The 22,673-nt window shown below is 68.2% G+C and carries 18 protein-coding genes and 3 tRNA genes; 6 read left to right on the top strand and 15 right to left on the bottom strand.

The features are described from left to right. Window positions 1-15: 15 nt before the first annotated feature. Complete coding sequence (locus VFH10_RS02155; protein ID WP_325125466.1) at window positions 16-1,125, top strand: hypothetical protein; 1,110 nt, start codon at window positions 16-18, stop codon at window positions 1,123-1,125. Window positions 1,126-1,195: 70 nt separating this feature from the next. On the opposite strand, the gene VFH10_RS02150 is transcribed toward VFH10_RS02155, so the two are convergent. Next, window positions 1,196-2,176, bottom strand: coding sequence for a formylglycine-generating enzyme family protein (locus VFH10_RS02150; RefSeq protein ID WP_325125463.1), 981 nt, complete (start codon window positions 2,174-2,176; stop codon window positions 1,196-1,198). A 184-nt stretch (window positions 2,177-2,360) separates the two neighbouring features. Here VFH10_RS02150 and VFH10_RS02145 point away from each other — a divergent pair, with 184 nt between their 5' ends. Beyond that, window positions 2,361-3,071: a thermonuclease family protein gene (locus tag VFH10_RS02145; protein WP_325125462.1), complete on the top strand. Its 711-nt coding sequence runs from the start codon at window positions 2,361-2,363 to the stop codon at window positions 3,069-3,071. Between the two features lie 399 nt (window positions 3,072-3,470). On the opposite strand, the gene VFH10_RS02140 is transcribed toward VFH10_RS02145, so the two are convergent. From VFH10_RS02140 to VFH10_RS02095, 10 genes are all read right to left on the bottom strand, one after another. Then, complete coding sequence (locus VFH10_RS02140) at window positions 3,471-4,298, bottom strand: hypothetical protein (protein ID WP_325125460.1); 828 nt, start codon at window positions 4,296-4,298, stop codon at window positions 3,471-3,473. Between the two features lie 120 nt (window positions 4,299-4,418). Next, a complete protein-coding gene (locus VFH10_RS02135; RefSeq protein WP_325125458.1) occupies window positions 4,419-5,639 on the bottom strand; it encodes a sn-glycerol-3-phosphate ABC transporter ATP-binding protein UgpC in 1,221 nt (406 codons plus the stop codon). A 4-nt stretch (window positions 5,640-5,643) separates the two neighbouring features. Continuing rightward, window positions 5,644-6,477, bottom strand: coding sequence for a carbohydrate ABC transporter permease (locus tag VFH10_RS02130; RefSeq protein WP_325125456.1), 834 nt, complete (start codon window positions 6,475-6,477; stop codon window positions 5,644-5,646). Beyond that, a complete protein-coding gene (locus tag VFH10_RS02125; RefSeq protein WP_325125455.1) occupies window positions 6,477-7,433 on the bottom strand; it encodes a sugar ABC transporter permease in 957 nt (318 codons plus the stop codon). The genes VFH10_RS02130 and VFH10_RS02125 overlap by 1 nt, the downstream gene beginning before the upstream one ends. Next, window positions 7,430-8,698, bottom strand: a complete 1,269-nt coding sequence (locus VFH10_RS02120; RefSeq protein ID WP_325125453.1) for an extracellular solute-binding protein — start codon at window positions 8,696-8,698, stop codon at window positions 7,430-7,432. The genes VFH10_RS02125 and VFH10_RS02120 overlap by 4 nt, the downstream gene beginning before the upstream one ends. 107 nt (window positions 8,699-8,805) lie before the next feature. Continuing rightward, window positions 8,806-10,011 (bottom strand): peptidoglycan-binding domain-containing protein, encoded by a 1,206-nt coding sequence (locus VFH10_RS02115; protein ID WP_325125451.1) that lies wholly within the window; start codon window positions 10,009-10,011, stop codon window positions 8,806-8,808. Window positions 10,012-10,190: 179 nt separating this feature from the next. After that, the gene (locus tag VFH10_RS02110) at window positions 10,191-11,531 is read right to left on the bottom strand and encodes a dipeptidase (protein ID WP_325125449.1); all 1,341 of its coding nucleotides are present in this window, start codon (window positions 11,529-11,531) and stop codon (window positions 10,191-10,193) included. Window positions 11,532-11,728: 197 nt separating this feature from the next. After that, window positions 11,729-13,069: a hypothetical protein gene (locus tag VFH10_RS02105; RefSeq protein ID WP_325125447.1), complete on the bottom strand. Its 1,341-nt coding sequence runs from the start codon at window positions 13,067-13,069 to the stop codon at window positions 11,729-11,731. 212 nt (window positions 13,070-13,281) lie between these two features. Beyond that, the gene (locus VFH10_RS02100) at window positions 13,282-14,490 is read right to left on the bottom strand and encodes a cation:proton antiporter (protein WP_325125445.1); all 1,209 of its coding nucleotides are present in this window, start codon (window positions 14,488-14,490) and stop codon (window positions 13,282-13,284) included. 89 nt (window positions 14,491-14,579) lie between these two features. Continuing rightward, complete coding sequence (locus tag VFH10_RS02095; protein ID WP_325125444.1) at window positions 14,580-14,765, bottom strand: hypothetical protein; 186 nt, start codon at window positions 14,763-14,765, stop codon at window positions 14,580-14,582. A gap of 171 nt (window positions 14,766-14,936) precedes the next feature. Between VFH10_RS02095 and VFH10_RS02090 the strand changes: the two genes are divergently transcribed. Next, window positions 14,937-15,287: a carboxymuconolactone decarboxylase family protein gene (locus VFH10_RS02090; protein WP_325125442.1), complete on the top strand. Its 351-nt coding sequence runs from the start codon at window positions 14,937-14,939 to the stop codon at window positions 15,285-15,287. A 42-nt stretch (window positions 15,288-15,329) separates the two neighbouring features. On the opposite strand, the gene VFH10_RS02085 is transcribed toward VFH10_RS02090, so the two are convergent. Next, entirely contained in the window at window positions 15,330-17,576 is a 2,247-nt protein-coding gene (locus VFH10_RS02085) for a LuxR C-terminal-related transcriptional regulator (RefSeq protein WP_325125440.1), read from the bottom strand. 245 nt (window positions 17,577-17,821) lie between these two features. On the opposite strand from VFH10_RS02085, the gene VFH10_RS02080 reads away from it, so the two are divergent. The 3 genes from VFH10_RS02080 (at window position 17,822) to VFH10_RS02070 (ending at window position 22,047) form a co-directional block, all read left to right on the top strand. Further along, complete coding sequence (locus tag VFH10_RS02080; protein WP_325125438.1) at window positions 17,822-20,188, top strand: arylsulfatase; 2,367 nt, start codon at window positions 17,822-17,824, stop codon at window positions 20,186-20,188. A 115-nt stretch (window positions 20,189-20,303) separates the two neighbouring features. Further along, the gene (locus VFH10_RS02075) at window positions 20,304-20,762 is read left to right on the top strand and encodes a DUF6325 family protein (RefSeq protein WP_325125436.1); all 459 of its coding nucleotides are present in this window, start codon (window positions 20,304-20,306) and stop codon (window positions 20,760-20,762) included. 337 nt (window positions 20,763-21,099) lie between these two features. Then, window positions 21,100-22,047: a YhjD/YihY/BrkB family envelope integrity protein gene (locus tag VFH10_RS02070; RefSeq protein WP_325125434.1), complete on the top strand. Its 948-nt coding sequence runs from the start codon at window positions 21,100-21,102 to the stop codon at window positions 22,045-22,047. Window positions 22,048-22,384: 337 nt separating this feature from the next. Here the strand turns inward: VFH10_RS02070 and VFH10_RS02065 are convergent. The 3 genes from VFH10_RS02065 to VFH10_RS02055 form a co-directional block, all read right to left on the bottom strand. Further along, window positions 22,385-22,459 (bottom strand) — tRNA-Val (locus tag VFH10_RS02065). A gap of 43 nt (window positions 22,460-22,502) precedes the next feature. Further along, window positions 22,503-22,573, bottom strand: a tRNA-Cys gene (locus tag VFH10_RS02060). Between the two features lie 27 nt (window positions 22,574-22,600). After that, window positions 22,601-22,673: transfer RNA gene (locus tag VFH10_RS02055), tRNA-Gly, on the bottom strand.

Here is a 22,673-nt window from a genome sequence, read left to right as displayed (position 1 = left end):
CCGGGGGTGACTGCGATGACCATCCAGGTCCACGTCGGCTCACCGGTGGCCTCTCCTGCCTCGGCGACGGCCACTCGCGCGTCCGTTCCATGGCCGACCGTCCTGTCCCTCGGCGTACTGCTGGCCTACACCGACGGCTTCTGGACCACGTCGCTTCGCGAGGCGGTCGGGTCCATCGAGCGGACCTCCGGGCCCTTCTCCGCCTGGCTGCGCGAGTCCACGCTGCTGGTGCCGCTGTTCACGCTCGCCGTGCTCGCCGCCCTGACCCTGGCCCGGAGGAGGTACGGCGCTGCGCTGCGGGGACGGTCCCTCGTCGTCGGGGCGGTGCTGGTCGTGGCGGCCGTGACGCTGGTCGGGGTGGCCGAGCTGGCGGTCAGCTCGTGGTTCGACTACGAGCTCCAGCTCGCCGGCCTCGACCGCATGGGCACCATGGGCGGGCGGTGCGTGGGCGAGTGCCTCGAGGGGCAGCGCGACGCCACTCTCGTCCTGCAGGCGAAGTCCGTCGCGTACGGGAGCGGGATCCTGCTCGCCTCCAACATCGTCTTCGTCGGCTGGGCCCTGGCGTTCATGGGTGGCCGACTCCCGGTCGAGCGGACCACCGGACGACCTAGTCGCCGGCGCAGTGGCTTCGACGACCTGCGGATCCTGGTCGCGACCGGGCTGGTCGGCAGTGCCGTCGTGCACGCCGCGGTCGTGCCGCGGCAGGTGCTGGAGGAGCCCGCCGCCGGGCTGGCCTTCGTCCTGCTGGCCGTCGTGCAGCTGTTCGCCGTGGATCGGGTCGTCAACCGCCCCGGGCGGCTCGCCTGGGTGACCGCGGTTGTTGCGTCGGCCGTGCCGCTCGCGCTCTCAGGGGCAATGCGGAGCTACGCGCTCGCCGATGTCGCCGGCGGAGTGCTCGAGCTCGTCACTCTGCTGGGCGCCCTGGCGTTGCTCCGATCCGGGGCGGCTCGACGTGGCGCCGCGTCGGCGCACACGGGCTGGGTGACCGCGTTGGCGATGGCAGCCGTGACGGTGATCGGCCTCGGCAGCGGCCTCGGCCTGTACGGCGGCCCGGGCTCCGAACACCAGCTGGCCCCCCACAAGACGACGTCCCCGTCCGAAGCCGTTGCGCAAGGGGAGCGGTAGGGCGGACGGGGACGTCGTCTCCGACCGTAGCCGGTTTTACTTGGGAGTTGCACGCAAATCTTGGTCAAGTTCAGGGTCGGACGACGCAGCGCATCCCGAGGTGGCTGGTGGACGTGTCGACCGTCTGCGACTGGCGCGCGGCCGGCCGGTAGCGCAGGCAGTAGTTGGGCGCGCACAAGTGCGACCCGCCCTTGATCACCCGGGTGTCCGCTGCCACATCGAGATCAACGGGGCGCGGTACGTGCTCGCGCTGCGGCCCGCAGCAGGAGGCCGCCCGCCCCCCGGCCGAGCGGGGTGCCTCGGCCCGTCCCGCGGCGGCTCGGTGGTCGGGCGTGTACGGCGTGTCGGTCCACTCCCACACGTTGCCGGCGACGTCGTACAACCCGTAGCCGTTGGGTGGGAACTCCCCCACAGGTGAGGTGCGCTCGTAGCCGTCCAGCGTCTCGTTGTGGAGCGGGAAGTCCCCCTGCCAGGTGTTGGCCATCATCTGGCCGTCCGGCGCGAACTCGTCGCCCCAGGCGAAGACGGCGCCCTCCAGCCCACCGCGGGCGGCCAGCTCCCACTCGACCTCGGTGGGCAGTGCCTTGGCGGCCCAGGCGGCGTACGCCCGCGCGTCCGCGTGCGACACGTGCGTCACGGGGTGCAGCTCACGTCCGTCCGTGCTGCTGTCCGGTCCCTCGGGGTGACGCCACTGAGCCCCGGGCTCCCAGGCCCACCACGCCCGGAAGTCGTGCAGCGGGACGGGACGGCCGGGCTGCCGGAAGACGAGGGAGCCGGGCACGAGCTGGTCCGGGGACGCCTCGGGGAAGTCCACCGCCTCGGGCGCACGCTCGGCCGTCGTGACATGCCCGGTCGCGTCCACAAACCTCTGGAACTCGGCGACCGTCACCGGGTGCTCGTCCATCCAGAAACCGTCCGCCGCTGCGCGATGCACCGGCTGCTCCTCGGGATAGAAGCCTTCGGAGCCCATCAGGAACGAGCCGCCGGGCACCCATCTCATGCCCTTCGGCGCACCGGACGTGGCGCGGCCAGGGGACGAGCTCGAAGGCATGTCCCAAAGCAAACCATGCGCGCAGCTTGCGGTAGGCAGTCCCTGCTAGCCCGAGCGGACCATCAGGGCTGACCGTTTGGTTGCTTCTCGTGAGTGGTCGCGCGTTCTGCACCAAGGAGAGCGCTTGCCTACCTAGCCTCTCCGCGACGAAGCCACACCATCGACACCCTGGGGGAACCACACCATGACGCGTTCACGCGCCCTCTTCGCCGCGCCTGTCCTGGCGCTCATCACCGGCCTGCTCACCATGCTGGGCACCGCACCGGCGCAGGCCTACGACCGTGACTGCGCGGACTTCCCGACGCAGCGCGCCGCCCAGCTGTTCTTCCTCAACCACGGCGGACCCCGCTCGGACCCGCACCTGCTCGACGCCGAGGGCGACGGCCTCGCCTGCGAGTCCAACCCGTGCCCGTGCCTGTACGAGAGGTCCGCGGGTGGCGAGCAGCCGGCCACCCTGCCCAAGGAAAGAAGCAAGGCGAAGCAGCAGACCAGGCAGTCCGCCCGCGTCATCCGCGTGATCGACGGCGACACGGTCGAGGTGCGACTGTCGACCGGCGCGAAGAAGGACGTCCGCCTGGTCGGCATCGACACGCCTGAGGTCTACGGCGGCACCGAGTGCGGCGGACCCGAGGCATCCGAGTCGCTGAAGAGGATCCTGCCGCCGAACACCCGGGTGACCCTGCTCTCGGACGTCAGTCAGGACGACAAGGACCGCTACGGCCGGCTGCTGCGATACGTGCACAAGGGCGGCAAGGACGTGAACCGCCAGCAGGTGTTCCTGGGCCACGCGACGGTCTACGTCTACGACCACAACCCGTTCAACCGGACGGCGAGCTATCGCAAGGCGGCCCAGGTGGCCAAGGCCGCCCGTCGAGGCATGTGGAGCGCTTGCTGAACCGTTCGGCGAATGACAGTGCCCCGCTCGCACGCCGAGCGGGGCACTGGTGTCCGGGGATGAGCTGAAGCCCTCAGGAGGACCTGTTCCTGGTGGTAAGCCATCGCGTCGCATATCTCCACGGGCCAGCTCGGATCGCCCGACGCGGATGAGGCCTTCCGCCCGACCCGTGTCGGTGGCGTTCTGGGTGGCGGTGCGGGTCTGGCCACCGGGCTCGTCGTCGCACTCTTCCCGTTCGCGGCTGTGGGTGGCGGCCTGCTCGCTGCCACCTCCGCCGGCGGGGCGATCCTGGGCGCCGTGGCCGGGCACGCCGCCGCCGGGATGAGCCGAGCCGAGGAAGCCAGTCGCCACTAGCTGCTCGACCGAGCATCAGGCGTCGTGGGGGTCGTCTACCTCGCCTCATTCGGGTGCAGAGACTGTGGCCGTCCGCAACGCCCGCTCGAGGTCGGCGATGATCGCGTCCAGGTCCAGTGCCCACGTGTCTTGCGGCACGGGACCGGTGAGCCGTTCCATGTGTGCCCGCGCCTGCCGCGAGGCGTCCCGGAGCGACCGCGCCCGCTGGCGGCCGGCCTCGTCGGGGGCCGTCGACTCGAGCACCGTCAGCCGATCCTCGGCGGCGGCTACGCGTCCCCGACCCACGGCCCAGCCGCCGGCCACCTGCTCGCGGGAACCGGTCCGCCGCAACCCGGGCAAGAGCTCACGCGCGAACCATGCGAGCTCACCCGCCTGCTCGACCACCGCCTGCCGCCAGGTGCGACGACGCCGCGCCCGCACCACCAGCGGGACGGCGACGGCGCCGGCGACGAGGGCAGCCAGCAACCACCAGACCCACGTCGGGGCGCCCTCGTCTGCCGCCGGCTCCCCGACAGCCTCGTCGGCAGGTCCCTCGGCAGGCTCCTCCGTCTCCCGGATCGTTGGGGTGGGTGTCTCCGGGGCGGGCTCCGGCGCCCGAGGCGCCGAGCTCGGTTGGGCGGCGGGCTCGTCCGGGCTCTCGGTGCGTTCGGGGGAGCGGCTGGGGCTGGGCAGCTCCGGGCGCTCGGTCCGGTCGGGGGAGCGGGTGGGGCTGGGCGGCTCGGGGCTGGGAAGCGTGACGGTCGGCGTCCGAGTGGGAGCGATCGTGGGTCGGTCGCCGCTGCCCCCGTCAGCACCGCCACAGGAGACGAGCAGCAGCATCACCAGGAGAGCCGAGGCGACGCAAGTGCCCCGGGCCGCGCCGACCGGAAGCATGGCGCACCTCCTTGTCTGACGGGGGCGACTGAGGGGGCGACGGGCGTCGCAGGTTCCTCACCTCGAGCGCGCGACCCGGCGCCCCCGTGTGCCGGTTGAGCACAGGAGGAACCGGGGCCGCTAGCCCACGGCGCTCGGCTGCTCCGCGGCCTCGTTCCCCAACGCGGGAATCCGGCCGGCGTGGGCATGGTCGACGGTGAGGTTCTCGCCGGTGCTTGGTTCGAAGAGATGGATCTTCGTCCCGTCCACCCAGATCTCGGCCTCCTCGCCCTCGCGAATCCGGCTGCTGCCGTCGAGGGAGACGACCAGCTGGGTGTGCATGGACTCTCCATCCAGGTCGTGCTCGAGCTGACGCAGCTGCGCCTCGACCTCGGGCGGCGCCTCGAACGGGATGTAGGCGTAGGTCTCGTTGCCCAGCCACTCGACGACCTCGACCTGCGCCCGGAACGTCGAGCCGGTGCCGTGGTCGGCCCGCACCGAGGCGTCCTCGAAGTGCTCTGGGCGGATGCCGGCCATCAGCAGCCCCTTGCCGGCGGCCTTTTCCGCCCGCTCGGGCGGCAGGGTCACGGTGCCGAACGGCAGTTTCACGGAGGTGCCCTCGACCGTGGCGGGCAGGAAGTTCATCGGCGGCGAGCCGATGAAGCCGGCCACGAAGAGGTTGCCCGGGTTCTCGTAGAGCTCGCGCGGCGTGGCGAGCTGTTGCAGCACGCCGCGCTTGAGGACCGCGACGCGGTGGCCCAGCGTCATCGCCTCGGTCTGGTCGTGGGTGACGTAGACCGTTGTGATGCCGAGCCGTTTCTGCAGCCGCGTGATCTCGGTACGCATCTGCCCGCGGAGCTTGGCATCGAGGTTCGAGAGCGGCTCGTCGAAGAGGAAGGCATCGGCCTCGCGCACGATCGCGCGGCCCATCGCCACGCGCTGACGCTGACCGCCGGAGAGGTTGCCCGGCTTGCGGTCCAGGTGCTCGTCGAGCTCCAGGGTCTTCGACGCTGCACGGACCTTCCTGTCGATCTCTTCGTCGGAGGCGCGGGCCAGCCGCAGGGGAAAGGCGATGTTCTCGTAGACGGTCAGGTGCGGGTAGAGCGCGTAGTTCTGGAAGACCATCGCGAGGTTGCGCTCCCGCGGCGCGAGGTCGTTGACCAGCTTGTCGCCGATCCTCATCTCGCCCGACGTGATGTCCTCGAGCCCGACGATCATCCGCAGAAGGGTGGACTTCCCGCAGCCCGACGGTCCGACCAGGATCATGAACTCGCCGTCCTGCACGTCGATGCTCACGTCGTTCACCGCCGCGAACCCGTCGCCGTACTCCTTGACGATGTTCTTGATATCGATGGCAGCCATCAGGTCACCCCTTCACAGCGCCGGACGTGAGTCCGGCGACGATCTTTCGCTGGAACAGCAGGACGATGAGGATGATCGGGACGGTGACCACCACGGAAGCCGTGGCCAGCTGTCCGTACGGCGGATTGAACGGGTCGGGCCCGACGAAGTAGGACAGCTGCGCAGGAACCGTGCGCGCCGCAGTGGTCGATGTCAGCGAGAGCGCAAGCACGAACTCGTTCCAGGCGAAGAAGAACGTCAGGATCGCCGCGGTGAAGACCCCGGGCGCCGCGAGCGGCACGATCACCTTGCGGAACGCCTGCCACGAGGTCGCGCCGTCGACCTGGGCGGCCTGCTCCATCTCCCACGGGATCTCACGGAAGAACGCCGACAACGTCCAGATCGCCAGCGGCAACGTGAACGACATGTACGGGATGATCAGGCCCGGCCAGGTGTTGAAGAGGCCGAGCGTTCGCCAGAGGTCGAACAGTGGTCCCACAAGCGCGACCACGGGGAACATCGCGATCGCCAGCGCGAGCGACAGCACCAACCGCTTGCCCTTGAATTCGAGACGTGCGATCGCGTACGCCGCGAGCGTCGCCAGAATCACGGACAGGAAGGTCGAGATCGCCGCGATGCCGAACGAGTTGATGAGTGAGTCGACGAAGTCGGGGTTGTCGATGATGTCCCGGTAGTTCTGGAGCGTCGGCTCCTTGGGCAGGAACTGTGGGCTGCCCGCGGCGGTCTCCGTCGGCCCCTTGAAGGACAGCGAGATGATCCAGACGACCGGCAGAAGGCACCACAAGAGGATCAGCAGGAAGCCCACCCAGGTGCCGAACTTCGTCCGTGTCTCGTTCATCAGCCCTCGCCCCTCGCCTGTGCCAGGTCGACCTTGAACAGCCTGACGATCAGGAAGGCCAGGAACAGCACGGACAGGAACAGCAGCACCGAGAGCGCGGACCCGAGTCCGAGCTGCATCTGCTCGATCACCTGTCGGTAGGTCAGGAACGACGAGGACTCGGTGTCCTGTGCTCCCCGTGTCATGACGTAGATGTTGTCGAAGATGCGGAAGGCATCGAGCGCTCTGAAAAGCACCGCAACCATGATCGCGGCCTTCATGTTCGGGAGGATCACCTTCCAGAGCCGCTGCCACCAGGTAGCGCCGTCAACCTTCGCGGCCTCGAGCATGTCCTCCGAGATCTGGGCCAGCCCCGCGAGCAGGAGCAGCGCCATGAACGGTGTCGTCTTCCAGATCTCCGAGACCATGATCGCGAACATCGCCGGCCAGTGACTGCCGAACCAGTTGGTGTCCGCCTCGAGCCAGGGCAGCCAGGCGAACCACGTGTTCACCCAGCCGTTGTTGAGGCTGAACGTGAACTGCCAGGCGTACGCCGAGACCACGGTGATGATGCCGTAGGGAATCAGGATCGACGTACGGACGACCCCGCGGGCGAACACGATGCGGTGCATCACCATCGCGAACGCGAAGCCGATCACCAGCTCCACCGCGACCGTCACCACCATGATCAGCACGGTGTTCCACGTGTCTTGCCAGAACAGCTGGTCGGTCAGCACGGTCCCGTAGTTGCTGAGGCCGATGAACTCCTTGTCGTCCGGCGATGTGAGTCGGTACCGGAATGTCGAGAGGTAGAGAGCCTGGATCATGGGCCACGCCGTGACGGCCAGCATCACGATCACGGCGGGTGCGACCAGGCGCTGGCCGAGCCTGTTCTCGGCATGCGCTCGGTCGCTGCGATGGGGGGTGTCGTTCTTCCGAGCGCGCTTTGCCCCGGCGGTGGCGGTCACGGTGCTCACAGCAGGCTCCCTCCGTGAAGCACGTCCTCGACGAACCGTTGCGAGTCGGGCGGGGTCTGGCTGCTGACGGCGTCCGTCGGGTGCCAGGTGGCCTGAATGGCACCCGAGATGTCGCTCCAGTAGGGCGTGACCGTTCGTGGGGCGGCCACATCGAGGCTCTGCTGGAACAGGTCGAGCAGCGGTTGCGGATAGATGTCGGCCAACGCCGGGTAGTCGTAGCCGGCAGAGCTGGCCGGCATATTGCCGGTGAGCTCGGCGTTCACGCCCTGGTTGTCGGGTGAGGTGATGCAATCGATCGCCTGCATCGCCTCGTCGACGTGATCGGAGTACGCGCTCACGCCGACGCCGATGCCGCCGTACGGGGGTCGCGCGCCCTCGCCCTCGGTGGACTCTGGGTACAGAGCGAAGCCGAGGTCGTCCTTCACCTCGGGTTGGGTGGCGTCGTAGTTCGTCCAGATGTAGGTCCAGTTGACCATGAACGCGCCCTGGGGCGACCCGAAGGTGCCGCCCGCCGTGCCCTCGTTCGAGACCGAGAGATCCGGGGGTGCGGCGGAGGAGCCCGCCAGCTCCTCGATGATCTGCGCGGCGGTCTCACCCGCGGGGGAGTCGATCTCGAGGGTGAGGTCGACGCCCTTCTCCGTGTTGGTGGCGATCGCGCCGCCGGCGCCGGCGATCAGCGCGTTGATCCACACGACATAGCCCTCGTACTTGTTCGCCTGGACGGCGACCCTGCCGTCGTTGCTCGCGGCAGCGTCGATGATCTGGGCCCAGGTGACCGGCTGGTTCATGTCGAGGCCCGCCTTCTCGGCGAACGACTTGCGGTACCAGAGGACCTGGGTGTTGGACCAGAACGGCGCCACGACCAGCTGGCCGTCCCACGTGGCCGCGTCCACCGCGCCCTTGAAGGACTGTTGCTCCAGCTTGGTCTGCAGCTCGTCGGGGATCGGTGCCAGGAACCCGGCGTTCGCGAACTCCGCGGTGTAGGGCGGGTCGATGCTCATGATGTCGATCTCGGGGTCCTCCGCCGCGAGTCGCCGCGAGAGCTGGATGCGCTGCTCGCTGGCACTCTGAGGCAGGACCTGCACCTCGATCGTGTAGTCGTCGGTGCTGCAGTTCTCCGCGACCTTGGCCTGCCCTCCGGCATCGGGGTTGATGTACCAGGTCAGGGTGTCCTCGGAACCGGCGCCGCCAGAGCAGGCGGCCAGCAGCCCCGAGGCCGTCACCAGTGCCACGCACACGGCGAGGCCGCGGCTTACCCGATCCATGCGCCCTCCGCTCAAATGGCCTAGGTCACATCTAGCCCACACCTGCCGGCGGGTGGGATCACCCCGTTCGGACGAGTTCGAGCGAGCGGCCCTCGACAGCCCACCTGTCAAGGGGAGGATCGGCTCGGCGTGGGTGGGCTGGTCGGGCTCTGTCTCGGTGCGGGCGAGGCCGTGGGGGAGGCGTTGGTCGGGGGCGCAGAAGCTTCCTGCTCGGTTTCGGCGATCGCTCGCTCGACTGCAGCGATGGTCGCCGCGTCCACGGCACCCGTCGGTTCGACGCCGAGTTCGGTCTGGAAGTCCTTCAGAGCCCCGGTGAGCGCCTCGGTCCACTCTCCATCCACCGGGCCATCCCAGAATCCGGCGAGTTTGAGCGTCTGCTGCACTGCGGCGGTCGACGCCGCCGCTTCCTGTTCAGTGGCCCCGCCCTTGGCTGCCAGGTCGCGCTCGAGAGCGGCGGCGGACGCGTTGTCCACCGTGCCCGTGACCGGCAGACCGTGGGCACGCTGCAGAGCCTCGACGGCGTCGACCGTTGCCGGGCCGTACACGCCGTCGACCTCGTCGTCGTAGTAGCCGGCGTCGAGCAACGACTGCTGCAGGGTCATTGTGTAGTCGCGCATCGCCGCCTCGGCCTGCACCCGTTGTTCGTCGGTGAGGCAGCCGGCGTCCGCGAACAGCCGCAGCCAGGAGATCTCCAGGGCCACGGCGGCGGCGTTGAACTGCTGCGAGGCCTGCGACAACGGGGTCTCATCGGTGAACCCTTCCGTGACAGCGTTGAACTCCGTCTCGGCCCGCTGGACCCTGCTGACCGTGGCCGCCGGTGCCAGCGCTCTCGGGCTGCTCGTGCCCGCCGGCGTGCTCGGGACCGCCGAACCGGGCTGCTTCGCCGCCGCGAGCGCCGCCTCGGCCTCGGCCAGCTCCGCCTTCGCGTCGACCACCACCTGCTGCGCCGCGACGGCCTCTTCGGCGCCGTCCATGGTGTCCTCCCGAGGCTGCTCCAGCTCGGAGCCGGCATCCTCGACGTCGCCGACGGTCGTGGTGGTCTCGCTGAGCACGTCGCCGTAGCGGTCCAGAGCCCTGATGTAGGTCTGGCTCGCCTGGCAGAACTGCGCCGACTTGTCCGCTAGGTCCGACTTGGCCTCGGCGAGGTCCTTCTCCTTCGCCGAGACACGGGCCTCGGCCACCGCGAGCGCGCCGCTGTCGTCCCCTTCGCTGCCGCACCCCGCCAGCGCGAGTATCAGCGCGGCACCGGCCGACACCAGTCCGGCAGGCACCCTGTCCTGGAGAACGTGGCGTCGTCGTGCGTCTCCCAGCACGTGGACCCTCCTCGCGCACGGTGCTTCTTCGCGGTGTGGTCCCGACCAGATTGCGACGAATGCTCCGCGGACGAACATATTCGCGCTCCCGGGCTTCGGCATCGCCCGGCGAGGGTGAGGACTTGGACGCCCGCGGCCGCTCCTCCGGGTCTGTCCCTGTTTGTCGCGCGACAGACCGGTCACAGGTAGTGCAGCAGCAGGGTTTCGGCGAGGCAGACCTTTTCCCACTCGGCCAGGTGAAGTCCCTCGTTGGGACTGTGTGCGCGGGTGTCGGGATCCTCCACGCCGGTGACGAGAAGGGCGGCGTCGGGAAACGCACGGGCGAAGTCGTCGACGATCGGGATGGAGCCGCCGGTGCCGACGAACAGGAGGTCGGTGCCGTCCCAGGCCTCGCTGAATGCGGCACGGGCGGCGTCGAACGCGGGACCGGTCGGGTCGATCTGCACCGGGCGGCCGGGCGGGTACCCGGGGCTGATCGTCAGCTGAGCGCCCCACGGCACCTGCCGCGCCAGGTGCTCACGTACGGCGGCGAACGCCTGCTCGGGGTCGTCGCCGGGGGCCAGCCTCACCGAGATCATCGCCTTGGCGGACGGGGCGAGAGTGTTGCTCGCCTCGGCGGTGCGGACAGCGTCCAGCCCGATCACGGTCAGGGCCGGCCGGGTCCACAGTCGCTCGACTGTCGACCCGTCCCCGATCAGGTCGACGCCGTCGAGGATGCCTCCGTCGCGCCTGAGGCGGGTCTCGTCGTACGCCACGTCCGGTGCCGGTCCGCGGATCAGACCGTCGACGGCGACGTTGCCGCGGTCGTCGTGCAGGCTGGCCAGGAGCCGGGTGAGCACCATCAGAGCATCGGGTGCGATGCCACCCCACATCCCTGAGTGCAGCGCATGGTCGAGAGTGCGGACCTCGACGTAGAAGTCGAACACGCCGCGCAGCGACGTGGTGAGCGCGGGTGCGCCGACAGCCCAGTTGGTGCTGTCGGCGATCACGATCACGTCGGCGCGCAGGTCATCGTGATGCCGCTCGAGCAGCTGGCCCAGCGTCTCCGACCCGGATTCCTCCTCGCCCTCGATGAACACGGTCACGCCAACAGGAAGCTGGTCGCCGTGGGCGCGGATCGCCGCCAGGTGGGCGGCGATCCCCGCCTTGTCGTCGGCCGCGCCGCGGCCGTACAGACGGCCCTGGCGCTCGGTCGGGATGAACGGGGGGCTGTCCCAGTCGTCCTCGGCCCCGGCCGGCTGGACGTCGTGGTGGGCGTACAGCAACACGGTGGGACGGCCCGCGGGGGCAGGTCTGCTGGCGAGCACCGCGGGAGCGGCGTCGTGGATCGCCACGAGACGCACGTCGAACCCCTCCCGGGCGAACAGGTCGGCGACCGCGGTCGCGGACCGTCTCACGTCCTCGGCGTGCTCGGGCAGCAGGCTGACGCTGGGAATCCTTACCAGTGCTTCCAGGTCAGCGCGGACCGAGGGGAGCACAGCTTGCAGGTGGGCGCGGAGCGTGGCCGGGTCAGGCTTCACGCTTCGCACCCTAGATCGGGCCGGGTCGGCCGTCGACGCTGTCGATCAGGGCGCTACGGTCCGGCACCCGTCGCGGCGCCAGTGGCGGGCGTTCGTGTTCCTGGCGGTGCGCCCCATTAGATGCACCAGGGGCATGAGAAGAGCCCCTCCGCCTTTGGCTGAAGGGTTCCGTTGCTGTGCTGACCTGCGGGTCCTCGCTAACCCACGACGCGTGCTGCGGCTTCCTTCGGACGCGTCACACCGTCTGCCGCAGCGGCACGGCCAGCGCCGACCAGGACCTGGACCAGAGCCAGGAGGACGAGCACCAACGCCAGCGACCACCACAACCGCGACAGGGACACGGTGTTGCCCCAGATCAGAACCACGGCACCGAGCACGCCAACGGTTGCCCGCAACCACCCGACATTGGCCGCCACCCAGCGGCCGGCTCCACCGACCTGGCCGTCGGCCAGCCGTGTACCTGTGTCCTCCAGGCCGCCGGTCAGGCTGGTGCGTACGGCGGTGCCGGACCTGTTCGACCCGGCGAACCAGCCGGCGACAACCAGGACCAGGCCAAGCCCGAGGAGCACCCGCTGTCCACGCTCGAGATAGGCAAGCAGAGTGTCGAAGAAGACCCGGCCGGCCGCTGCGAAGGCCGTGCCCGCGAGCTGGTCGACGAACAGCTGGCGCCCGATCGACAACGTCAGGGCTACCAGCAATGCGTTGGCCGCCAGGAGCGCCCCGATCGCCACCGTCATTCGCGGGCGGCGGCGAGCCAGCCCGAAGGCGACCAGGTAGAGCAGCCCGACGATCGGGAGCAGCCACCGCGCCACCGGATTGCCGAACGCGTAGATCGTGCGCAGCTGCTTCACCTGGGGAGCTTCCATCAGCACGATCTGTCGGTCGGTCTCCGGAACGGGCGCGTTCTGCACGAGCGTGAGGCCACGTGCGACCAGTCGCTCCTTGACCTGGTTGATGACCTCGTCGACGTCGAGGACGACCTGGTCGCCCTGGAGCGAGACGGCGCCCTGCGACTCACCCTTCAGCACGCGCTGGAGGGCCTGCTGGGCCCGGGTGTTTACGCGGGTCCAGAGGTCGGCGAACTCATCCGAGGCGACGAAGGCGCGCACTTCGCGGTCGATAAGGCCATTGATCGCCGCCGACAGGGGTCCGACCAGCTGCTCAAGCCTTGGCCTGTCGGTGATCACCCCGGCGAACACGTCGTTGACGAGCGCCTCGATGTCGACTTGCTGCTCGATCGCGTCCGTGACCTTGGTGGCGATCACGTCCTGTACCTCGGGCGAGTTGACCAGCGGCTCGACGGTGTCGACGTACCTCTGGGTGTCGTTGAGGGTGCGCTGCCCCCAATACGCCACAGCTGCCGGCGTGGTGAGCAGACCCGCCAGCACGACGCAGATGACCGCGGCGATCGATCTTGCCCTCGAAGGACGTTCCAGGACCGTCGATTGCGAAGGGCCGGGAGTCGCGGCCGGCCCGGGGGCTCCGAGGGACACGGTGGGCTGCGCGTCGCTGGGCCCAGCGGGTTCTTCTTCGGGCATGCTCAACTCCTCTGGACGCGACCCTCATCGACTGGCTGGTGGAGCCCAGCCAAGCGCCAAAGCGCCGGTGTCGAATCACGTTGTTCGCGTGAAATGCAGCGCGACAAGGCGAGGGGCCTACCGGCACTCTGACGCAGGCCGATGCGCGATCCGAACCGTCCGCTCCGGGAGGGACCGTTCCTGTGGGCCTTCCGGTTGCACCGCCCTAGCACTCAGGCTTCAGTGGGTGTCGTGCTGCGGTTTGGTGATCCCTTGAACTGTTTTGCGAGCGGGCCGCCGCTGAAGCCATGCGCGATGACGCTGAGCAGGACGGTGAAGGCGATCACCGCGACGAGGTCCTTGCCTGCATCGTGGAGGTCTTCCATGGCCAGCAGCGCGAAGATCACCGAGGCGAGGCCGCGGGGCCCGAACCAGCCGACAAACGCCACCGCGAACCGGTCGAAGCCGGCGCCAGCCAGGGCGAGCGCCACAGGCAGCATCCGAACCACAGTGAGACTGAGGACGGCGTACACCAGCAGCCGCGGAGTCCAAGAGTCGCCGATCACCGGAACAGCCAGCGCGCCAAAGATCAGCCAGCTGATCATCGAGGCCATGGAGCCTGACTGCTCCACGAAGTACACCTCCTTTTCGCCACCGCGCCCCGCGACCGCGCCGAAGACCAGGCCGCCGGCGAAGGCGGCAACGAATCCGTTGCCGTCGACGAGCAGGGCCCCGGTGTAGGCGAGCAGCGCCAGGGCGAGGACGGCAGGACCGGAGAGTTCCTCGGAGAGCCAGCCTCGACGGCGGGCCAGGCGGGTGGCCGCGCCGCCGGCCCCGCCGACGGCGGCACCGGCCAGCACCCCTACCACCAGCGAGAGAACAGCTCGGCTCGGGCTCTCGACGCCGGCGATCCCTTCGTTCGCGGCGACCCCGGCGATCGCCACCAACACGATGGGCGTGGCGATGCCGTCGTTGAGCCCGCTTTCGACGTTGAGGGCGCGGCGAACCTTGCCAGGAACAGCAGGGTCGGACATCACGGTAGCGCCGAGGGCGGCGTCGGTCGGCGCGAGCGCGGCACCGATCAGCAGAGCCGCCCACAGGTCGACGTCGAGCACCACCAGCGCGGCTGCCGTTCCCAGCGCTACCGTCAACGGCAGCCCGACCCCGAGCAGCCGCCCGTACAGGCCGAGGTCGCGCCGGAACTGGCTCGGTCGAACCCGTGACGCATCGGCGAACAGCACCCACACCAGGGTCACCTCGGCGATCACCTTGACCAGGTGCGGTTCGAGAGCGAGGTCCAGGATCTCCAGCCCCTCTGCGAGCACAAAGCCGGCGGCGACGAAAACGATCGGAGCGGTCAGTCCGGCGCGCTGTAGACGGCCGGCGAGCAGGCACCAGCCGAGGATGGTGGCCAGGACCAGCGTCAGCGCGAGAACGTCCATCCGTCTTGTCTCCGATCACACTTGGGACCTGTACGCCAAGTTCGGTGACGGAGCCTCGCCGGCTCGACCAGACTGGGCGTGCCGATGGGTCAGGCCGTGGTCTCGCGTCCGTGGACCGCCAGCGTCCAGATGACGAAGATGTTCAGCGCGATGATCGTCATCGCCCAGAACGGGTTGCTGGTTGCTCGGTCATTGCCGAAACCTCCATGTTTCCTGCCGTAAAAGGGATCACGGCTGCAGGCGATCATCGCGCCGGGAGCCGGGGGTGTCGTCACATAGAACACGTGAAGTTGACGTCGGTGCGGCCAATCACGTGATGTGCGTGATGCGCGTCCCTGCCTCGACGCTCAGTGTGTTGAGTAGAGATCCCGGGAACGCGTCTGGCGTGCCACTCCGCGTCGTGGTGGTGTCGTCGGCTGTCATCGGCACGGAAGGATGGGTGCGCCTTGGACCACACAGAAATCTTGCGCCGTCTTGCCATCAACGACCAACGGGTTCTCGATGACCTCTTCCGCGCCGAAGCGGACGACGAGGACGACCCGCAGCCCCACGGTGCGCTGGATCCCAGGACGCTCGCACTGGTCCGGCTGGCAGCCTTGGCCGCGGTCGGTGGCGCCGTCTCGTCCTACGGAGCTCAGGCCGATGCCGCGTTCGATTCCGGCGCAAGTGCAGAGGAGATGGTCGACGTGTTGGTCGGGGTCGTCCCCGTCGTCGGGATCCCGTGTGTCGTCGCGGCTGCCCCGAAGCTCGCGCTGGCCTTGGGCTACTCCGACGAGGCTTTGGATCAGTTCGGGTAGGCCATCCAGGAGCTCGGGGAAACGCCGGACGGCGAGCCCTGGCTACCCGCCGAGCAGCCCGATCGCCGTCGCCTGCCCCACCGCCTCAGTGCGTGAGGAGACGCCCAGTTTCCGATAGATCGAGGTGACTTCCGAACCCACGGTGTTGCGTGAGACGAACAGCCGCTCTCCGATTTCGGCCAACGTCAGATGCGTCTGGAGGTACGGCAGTAGCCGGAGCTCTGCAGCGGTCAGCGGCGGCGCGCCACCGCGTCCACCCTGCGTGCTCGAGGTGAGGAGGCCACGCAGCGCGGAGACCTCCTCGACAAGGGCGCCAAGATCTGGTCGATGGAGCAGGATGTCGTCGATCTCCCGCAGGAGGTGACGAGCGGCCGAGACGTCCCCCCTTGCCAGGTGCACCTTGGCGAGCTGTAGGCGGGCACCTACCGCGATGAATGGCAGCACGAACGTGCAAGACGGACGTGCCCGCATCGCCCGCGCGATCAGGCGGTCCGCCCCCTCCAGATCTCCACGGTGCACTGCGTGCCGCGCCGCCACGGCGACAACGAGGACGCTGGTGGCGTAGTCGTGCATTCGATGCTCATCGACAACGGCAAGGGCACGTTCGAGACGCCAGGCCGCCTCGTCCCATCGCCCATGATCCATCGCCACTAGTGCGAGCTCGGATTCGCTGAGCACCAGACAATCGGCGTTGGAGTTGGTGGCTGCGACCGAGGAGGCCTCCGCAAACAGGACACACGCCCGTTCCACGTTCCCAGCGAGCAGATGCGCTTCGGCGTGCAAGTAGAGCGCGGTATCGCGCCACGGGCTCCAGGGCGGTTCCTGGGCCATCGCGATGCTCGTCTCGCTCATCATCTGCTCGGGACCGGCGGCACACATGACGGCCCGCAACATTCTCCGCGCAGAGTCAAACGACGTGCCCTCCACGGGCACCGGATCAGACGAAGCGACGTCGAGGAGCGCGGCCCATCGCTGCGCCTCGACGGTCTGGCCGGTCAGCGCCGCGGACCAGCCTGCAAGCACGGCCAGCGGGGGGAAATCTTCGATCGCTGGATCACCAAGCGCCGTCAGCCACCGTTGCACGGTTGACATGTGGCCGGCCTTGTAGGTCGGTATTGCGAGTTGCGTCACCAGCTGGACGCATCGGTCTCGCTGTGTGGTGGTGGTCAGCAGATGCTCGAGGGCAAGCGCGGGAGATCCGTTTGCCTCATACCAGTCGGCGGCCCGCAGATGCAGCTTCATGATGAGGCCGGGCTCGGCGCGATGAAGCTCGCCGAGCAGGAACTCTCGGAACAATGCGTGGTAGCGGTACCACTCTCGCCGACGATCCAGCTGGATCAGGAACGAGTTTGAGCTCTCGAGCTCGCGGAGGCGATCTTGGCTGCTCACATCTTCGAGGAGGGCGTCGCAAAGTGGCGCACAGAGTTGATCGAGCACCGCGGTGCGTCGTAGAAATCGCTGCGTGCTCTCGGGGAGCTGGCTCAGGGACTCACGGTAGAGGTAGTCGGCCACGAAGCGATCGTCACCAGAAACCGTCAGATCATGGTCGGTGCTGGCTCGGGCGATCATGGCCGCGAGGTGGAGGCCGGCCGGCCACCCTTCAGTCCGCTCCGTGACGGCGGCCGCCGCACCGCGCGAGATGCTGACGTGTGCTTGCGCGAAGATCTGCTCGGCCGCCTCCACGCCCAAGGCTAGGTCGCTAGCCCCGAGCTCCCACGCGTCATCAGCCGCTCGTAGCCGCGCGACGTGGGGTTGCTCTGAGCGACTCGCTGCCGCGAGTTGAGACCCTCGAGGGATCCCCGAGATCACGACCCCCAGCACATCGTGACAAGCCGGTGACCGGAGTTCGTGGAGGTCGTCCAACATGATCACGAATGGGGCTTTGCTTGTGCTGAGCACCGCGGCGAGGAGCGGAGCGGAGCGTCCCAACGCGGACACGCCCGGACCCCCCATGTCGGCGACCAGGTCGTCGTTGCCCGGCGAGACGCGCGCGTAGGCGGAGGCCAGCAAGGTGAGCAGGCCTGCGGGGTCGTCGTCGAAGCCGTTGAGAGACACCCAGGCGACACGACGATCCTCGGCTAGCGCCCATTGAGACAGCAGAGTCGACTTTCCGTAGCCCGCGGGAGCGGTGATCCCGACGACACGGCAACCGCTCGCTTTGGCCGCCTCGATGAGCCCGGCGCGACTCACCGAACCCCGGCGAGGCTGCGGAATCGAGAGCTTGGCGGCGAGAAGAAGCCGATCGACCTCCAACCTGGCCGGCGTTGGGTGACGCAGATCGTCGGTCACGGTCTGAGCGTACGGATCAATCACCGGCTGGCTCAACCGTCACCCACTCGCTGGCCCGCCCGGGCGCGGCGGGGCAGGCGATGGACGTTGGGTTTCACGCGATCTACGCGATGACCGGCAACCGCTGGGGGCCATACGTTCGCTCCGGAGCGGATCGGCCAGCCGAGTCGCGGGCAGCGAGCGGGCGATCAGGAGCGTCGTACGGCTGCGCTTGGTCGTGAACCAACAATCAACAGGAGGACAGTATGAGTTCCGACCGGCATGCGCGATCGATCCTGCCGATCCCTGACCGCCCGGCGACGGGTCTGACGACGTACGACGCCAAGGATCTGAACACCTCGTTCCCGCCGATCGAGCCGTTGCTTCCGCCTCCCGGGGCACCGAACGTTCTGATTGTGCTGCTGGACGACGTCGGCTTCGGGGCCTCGTCGGCGTTCGGCGGTCCGTGCCGGACACCCACGGCGGATCGGCTGGCGACGGCTGGGCTGCGGTACAACCGGTTCCATACCACCGCACTCTGCGCTCCGACGCGGCAGGCGCTGCTCACCGGCCGTAACCACCACTCGGTCGGCATGGGGAGCATCACCGAGCTCGCGACATCGTCACCCGGCAACAACTCGGTGCGGCCGAACACCAAGGCGCCCCTGGCGACCACGCTGAAGCTCAACGGGTACTCGACCGCCCAGTTCGGCAAGTGCCACGAGGTGCCGGTCTGGCAGTCATCCCCGATGGGCCCGTTTGATGCGTGGCCCTCGGGTGGCGGCGGGTTCGAGACGTTCTACGGCTTCATCGGCGGCGAGAACAACCAGTGGGACCCCGCGCTCTACAGCGGCACCACGCCCATCGAGCCACCGGCCACAGCCGAGGAGGGCTACCACCTGACCGAGGACCTCACCGACCACGCCATCAACTGGGTTCGTCAACAGAAGGCGCTGATGCCCGACAAGCCGTTCTTCATCTACTTCGCCCCCGGTGCCACCCACGCCCCCCACCACGTCCCAAAGGAGTGGGCCGACCGCTACCACGGCGAGTTCGACGACGGATGGGACGCCCTGCGCGAACGCACCTTCGCCCGGCAAAAGGAACTGGGGGTCATCCCGGAGGACGCCGAGCTGACCGCGCGGCACGAAGAGATCCCCGCCTGGGACGACATGCCCCAGGAGCTCAAGCCGGTGCTGGCCCGGCAGATGGAGGTCTACGCCGGGTTCCTCGAGCACACCGACCACCACGTCGGCCGTCTGATCGACACCCTTGCCGACCTGGACGTCCTCGACGACACGATCGTCTACTACATCATTGGCGACAACGGCGCCTCTGCCGAGGGCACGATGAACGGCGCCTTTAACGAGCTGGCCAACTTCAACGGCATGGCCGCACTCGAGACCCCCGAGTTCATGCTCAGCAAGATGGATTCCTTCGGCGGGCCCGACTCCTACAACCACTACTCGGTCGGGTGGGCCTGGGCGAACGACACCCCGTTCCAGTGGACCAAGCAGGTGGCCTCCCACTGGGGCGGCACGCGAAACGGGACCATCGTGCACTGGCCGAACGGGATCGAGCAGCCCGGCGGCCTGCGCTCCCAGTTCACGCACGTCATCGACCTGGCACCGACCATCCTGGAGGCGGCCGGGCTGCCCGAGCCGACAATGGTCAACGGTGTGCTGCAGTCGCCGATGGAGGGCACCAGCATGCTGTACAGCTTCAACGAGAGCGACGCCCCGGAGCGCCACGACCTCCAGTACTTCGAGATGTTTGCCAACCGTGGCATCTACCACCAGGGCTGGAGCGCGGTCACCAAGCACAAGACACCCTGGGTCATGGTCGGTGGCGTCCTGCCAGCGTTTGACGACGACGTGTGGGAGCTCTACGACGGGAGCAGCGACTACAGCCAGGCTCGCAACCTGGCGGCCGACAACCCCGAGAAGTTGGCCGAGCTGCAGCGGCTCTGGCTGATCGAGGCAACCAAGTACAACGTGTTGCCCCTGGACGACCGGAGCATGGAACGGGCAGTGGCCGAAAGTGCCGGACGCCCAACCCTGATCCACGGGAGCTCCCAGCAGTTCTTCGCCGGGATGGGACGCCTTTCGGAGAACAGCGTATTGAGCGTCAAGAACAAGTCGTTCTCCGTGACCGCTGAGGTCGAGATCCCGGACGGTGGGGTCGACGGGGTGATCATCGCCCAGGGCGGCCGGTTCGGCGGGTGGGCGTTGTACGCAAAGGACGGACGGGCCAAGTTCGTCTACAACGTCCTCGGCATCCACGAGTTCGCCACCGAGGCTGAGGCGCCGATCCCCGAAGGCACCCACCAGGTGCGAATGGAGTTCGCTTACGACGGCGGGGGACTGGCCCAGGGAGGCGACGTCACCCTCTATTACGACGGCGACAACGTCGCCGCCGGCCGCGTGGGGATCACCCAGCCCATGGTCTTTTCCGCCGATGAGACTACCGACATCGGTTACGAGTCCGGAACCACCGTCACCCCCGACTACACCCCAGCGACCAGCCTGTTCACCGGCCGGATCACGTGGGTGCAGATCGACCTTGGCGACGACGACAACGACCACTTCATCGACCCCGAGGAACGGCTTCGCATCGCCATGGCCCGCCAGTAGACGGACTGGGTCCGCAAACCTGATGCATCAGGCGGCAGCTCACCAGCCAAATCAACGGTCTGACGGCCCCTCACCCATGAGCGGGCCGACCTCCAACAGGAAGGCAGAACGAGCGATGACAGACACATCGCTAGACCAGCTAGGCCCCGTCGACTACATCGTCGTCGAGTTCCCCGCGGGAGCACGCAACTTCACCGGCGAAATGGCGAAAGAACTCGTCGCCTTGGTCGACTCCGGAACCATAAGGGTGATCGACGTACTGATCCTGACCAAGGACGAGGACGGCTCGGTCGACGCCATGGAACTCTCCGACGTCCCCGACCTCGGCCCGCTCCAGCAGATCGAGACCGAACTGGCCGAGCTGTTGGCCGCGAGCGACGTCGACCACCTCGCCGCCGCCATGGATCCCGGAAGCACCGCCGGAGTCCTCATCTGGGAAAACCTCTGGGCGGCACCGTTCGCATCCGCTGCTCGGCGCTCGGGTGGACAGCTCATCGCCGACGGCCGGATTCCCATCCAGGCGATCATCGCCTCAATCGAGTCCGATGACGACACTGCGAACGAAGGAGACTGATATGCCTCTCAGGGCAGCGCGCGTGGGACGCGTCGGCGTCATCGGCCACCCGGTGGCCAAGACCGCAGTCGTCGCAAAGGCCGTCACACCCGGTCCATCACCGGTCGCGAAGACCGCCGTCGTGGCTGCCGCCGTCACCCCCGGGCGCCGTCGCCGGCGAATCTAGCCAGATGCCTAGCGATGCTCGGACCTCCTGCCTCGGCTTCAACTCATCCGTCGCGGTCGTTAGGGGCTTGCTGGCTTCGGCGCACGGTGGGGGTCACTGGTCCAGGAGAGCCGTGAGTCTCGCCCGACGTAGGTGAGCCGGACCACCTGTGGCGGCTGCCACACTCGTCGGGTGGACGACCGCAGGCCGCGGATCCCCCGTGACGGATCGGGGCCACTCGGGGAGAGTCCGCACGAGCACCTCGCCACCACCCCGGCCGCGCGGCCAGGGGTCGGCGCGCGGCTTTTCGCCTGGTCGAAGGCAATGTCGGACGGCGCTACCAGTTGGGCGATGGCGGCCCGCGAGACGCACCCATCAGTAGACGTTGGGTTCAGGCTTGCGCATCGCGACAAGCGCGTAGCGGCCAGCGTGCTCGCTGGGGGTGTTGCCTACCGGCTGTTCTTCTGGCTCCTCTCATTCTCCCTGGTCACCACTGGTGCGCTGGGGTTTGCGGACGGCGAACGCGCGGAACAGGTGCTTCTTGATCTGGGCGTCGGCCCAGTGATTGCTGCAATCATGAGCGACGTCTCGCAGCAGTCACAGCACGCTCGGTGGTGGCTGCTGCTCGTGGGTGGGTGGCTGGTGCTATGGACGGGCTATTCGGGAGGGAAGGCGCTGGTGCTTGTCCACGCCACCGTATGGGGGATTCCTCCGACTCCGATCCGCAAGCCGCTATCGGCGTCGCTGGGATTCACGGGCTCGATGCTGGCCTTCGGAGCGTCGATGGCACTCGTGAGGTGGGTGCGGTCCGAGAGCCAGATCCTCGGCGCGATCACGACGCTGGCCTCGGTGGCTGTCCCGTTTGCCTTGTGGCTCGTCGCATCGCAGTGGCTTCCGCACCGCGGATCGGGCTTGCGCGGGCTACTCCCAGGTGCGTTGGTCGTCGCGGTCGGAGTACATGCGTTCTATCTGTTCACGACATTGTTCCTCGCCCCAAAATTGGACAGTGCAACCGAGACCTATGGCGCCATCGGTGTCGTCGGCACCATGCTGTTCTGGCTCTACCTCCTCGGGCGACTCGTGATCGGCGGAGCGACCATGAACGCCTCGCTCTACGATCGCCGGTCCGCTCTGATCTAGCTCGCAGCGATCGTTCCGCACAAATCCCGAAGTACTCGGTCAGGAGATCACAACACGGACCGACAGCGAGCCAGGCGGTCACCTTCGTGCTGCTGTGTCCGACCACCCGCGCCATGGCCTCGAGCGGCACGCCGGCGAATTGGTCTACCCGAAGCAGTTGCGGCCCGTCCTCACCGAGGACACTTCTGTCATGGAGACGCTGTTCGAGTTGCCCGCGGGACCGGAAAGGGTCACCGGACGAGGGATAAGTCGACAGGTAAGCCGACGGCGACGTGAGAAGAGCCCCTCCGCCTGTTGGCTGGGGGGCTCCTTTGTTGTGCTGACCTGCGGGTCTTGATGGTGGGCGATACTGGGTTTGAACCAGTGACCTCTTCCGTGTCAAGGAAGCGCGCTACCACTGCGCCAATCGCCCGTGACGGCCCAAGTTCCCACACTCCGCGGGTAATGAGCAATCGAGGTGGAGACGGGATTTGAACCCGTGTAGACGGATTTGCAGTCCGTTGCCTCGCCTCTCGGCCACTCCACCAAGGAGGGGACCTGCGACCCTTCTCCGAGCGGACGACGAGGCTCGAACTCGCGACCTCAACCTTGGCAAGGTTGCGCTCTACCAACTGAGCTACGTCCGC

This window comes from Nocardioides sp. (assembly GCF_035697785.1).
In the GTDB taxonomy this organism is placed as follows: Bacteria; Actinomycetota; Actinomycetes; order Propionibacteriales; family Nocardioidaceae; genus Nocardioides_B.
Note: the sequence above shows the minus strand (reverse complement) of the source record. Positions and strands in the feature narration are given on the sequence as shown.

What these genes read in the sequence shown, in the direction of transcription:
- VFH10_RS02155 (WP_325125466.1), top strand. Translation starts at nt 16, where the DNA reads ATGACCATCCAGGTCCACGTCGGCTCACCGGTGGCCTCTCCTGCCTCG.
- VFH10_RS02150 (WP_325125463.1), bottom strand. Translation starts at nt 2,176, where the DNA reads ATGCCTTCGAGCTCGTCCCCTGGCCGCGCCACGTCCGGTGCGCCGAAG.
- VFH10_RS02145 (WP_325125462.1), top strand. Translation starts at nt 2,361, where the DNA reads ATGACGCGTTCACGCGCCCTCTTCGCCGCGCCTGTCCTGGCGCTCATC.
- VFH10_RS02140 (WP_325125460.1), bottom strand. Translation starts at nt 4,298, where the DNA reads ATGCTTCCGGTCGGCGCGGCCCGGGGCACTTGCGTCGCCTCGGCTCTC.
- VFH10_RS02135 (WP_325125458.1), bottom strand. Translation starts at nt 5,639, where the DNA reads ATGGCTGCCATCGATATCAAGAACATCGTCAAGGAGTACGGCGACGGG.
- VFH10_RS02130 (WP_325125456.1), bottom strand. Translation starts at nt 6,477, where the DNA reads ATGAACGAGACACGGACGAAGTTCGGCACCTGGGTGGGCTTCCTGCTG.
- VFH10_RS02120 (WP_325125453.1), bottom strand. Translation starts at nt 8,698, where the DNA reads ATGGATCGGGTAAGCCGCGGCCTCGCCGTGTGCGTGGCACTGGTGACG.
- VFH10_RS02105 (WP_325125447.1), bottom strand. Translation starts at nt 13,069, where the DNA reads ATGCCCGAAGAAGAACCCGCTGGGCCCAGCGACGCGCAGCCCACCGTG.
- VFH10_RS02100 (WP_325125445.1), bottom strand. Translation starts at nt 14,490, where the DNA reads ATGGACGTTCTCGCGCTGACGCTGGTCCTGGCCACCATCCTCGGCTGG.
- VFH10_RS02080 (WP_325125438.1), top strand. Translation starts at nt 17,822, where the DNA reads ATGAGTTCCGACCGGCATGCGCGATCGATCCTGCCGATCCCTGACCGC.
- VFH10_RS02075 (WP_325125436.1), top strand. Translation starts at nt 20,304, where the DNA reads ATGACAGACACATCGCTAGACCAGCTAGGCCCCGTCGACTACATCGTC.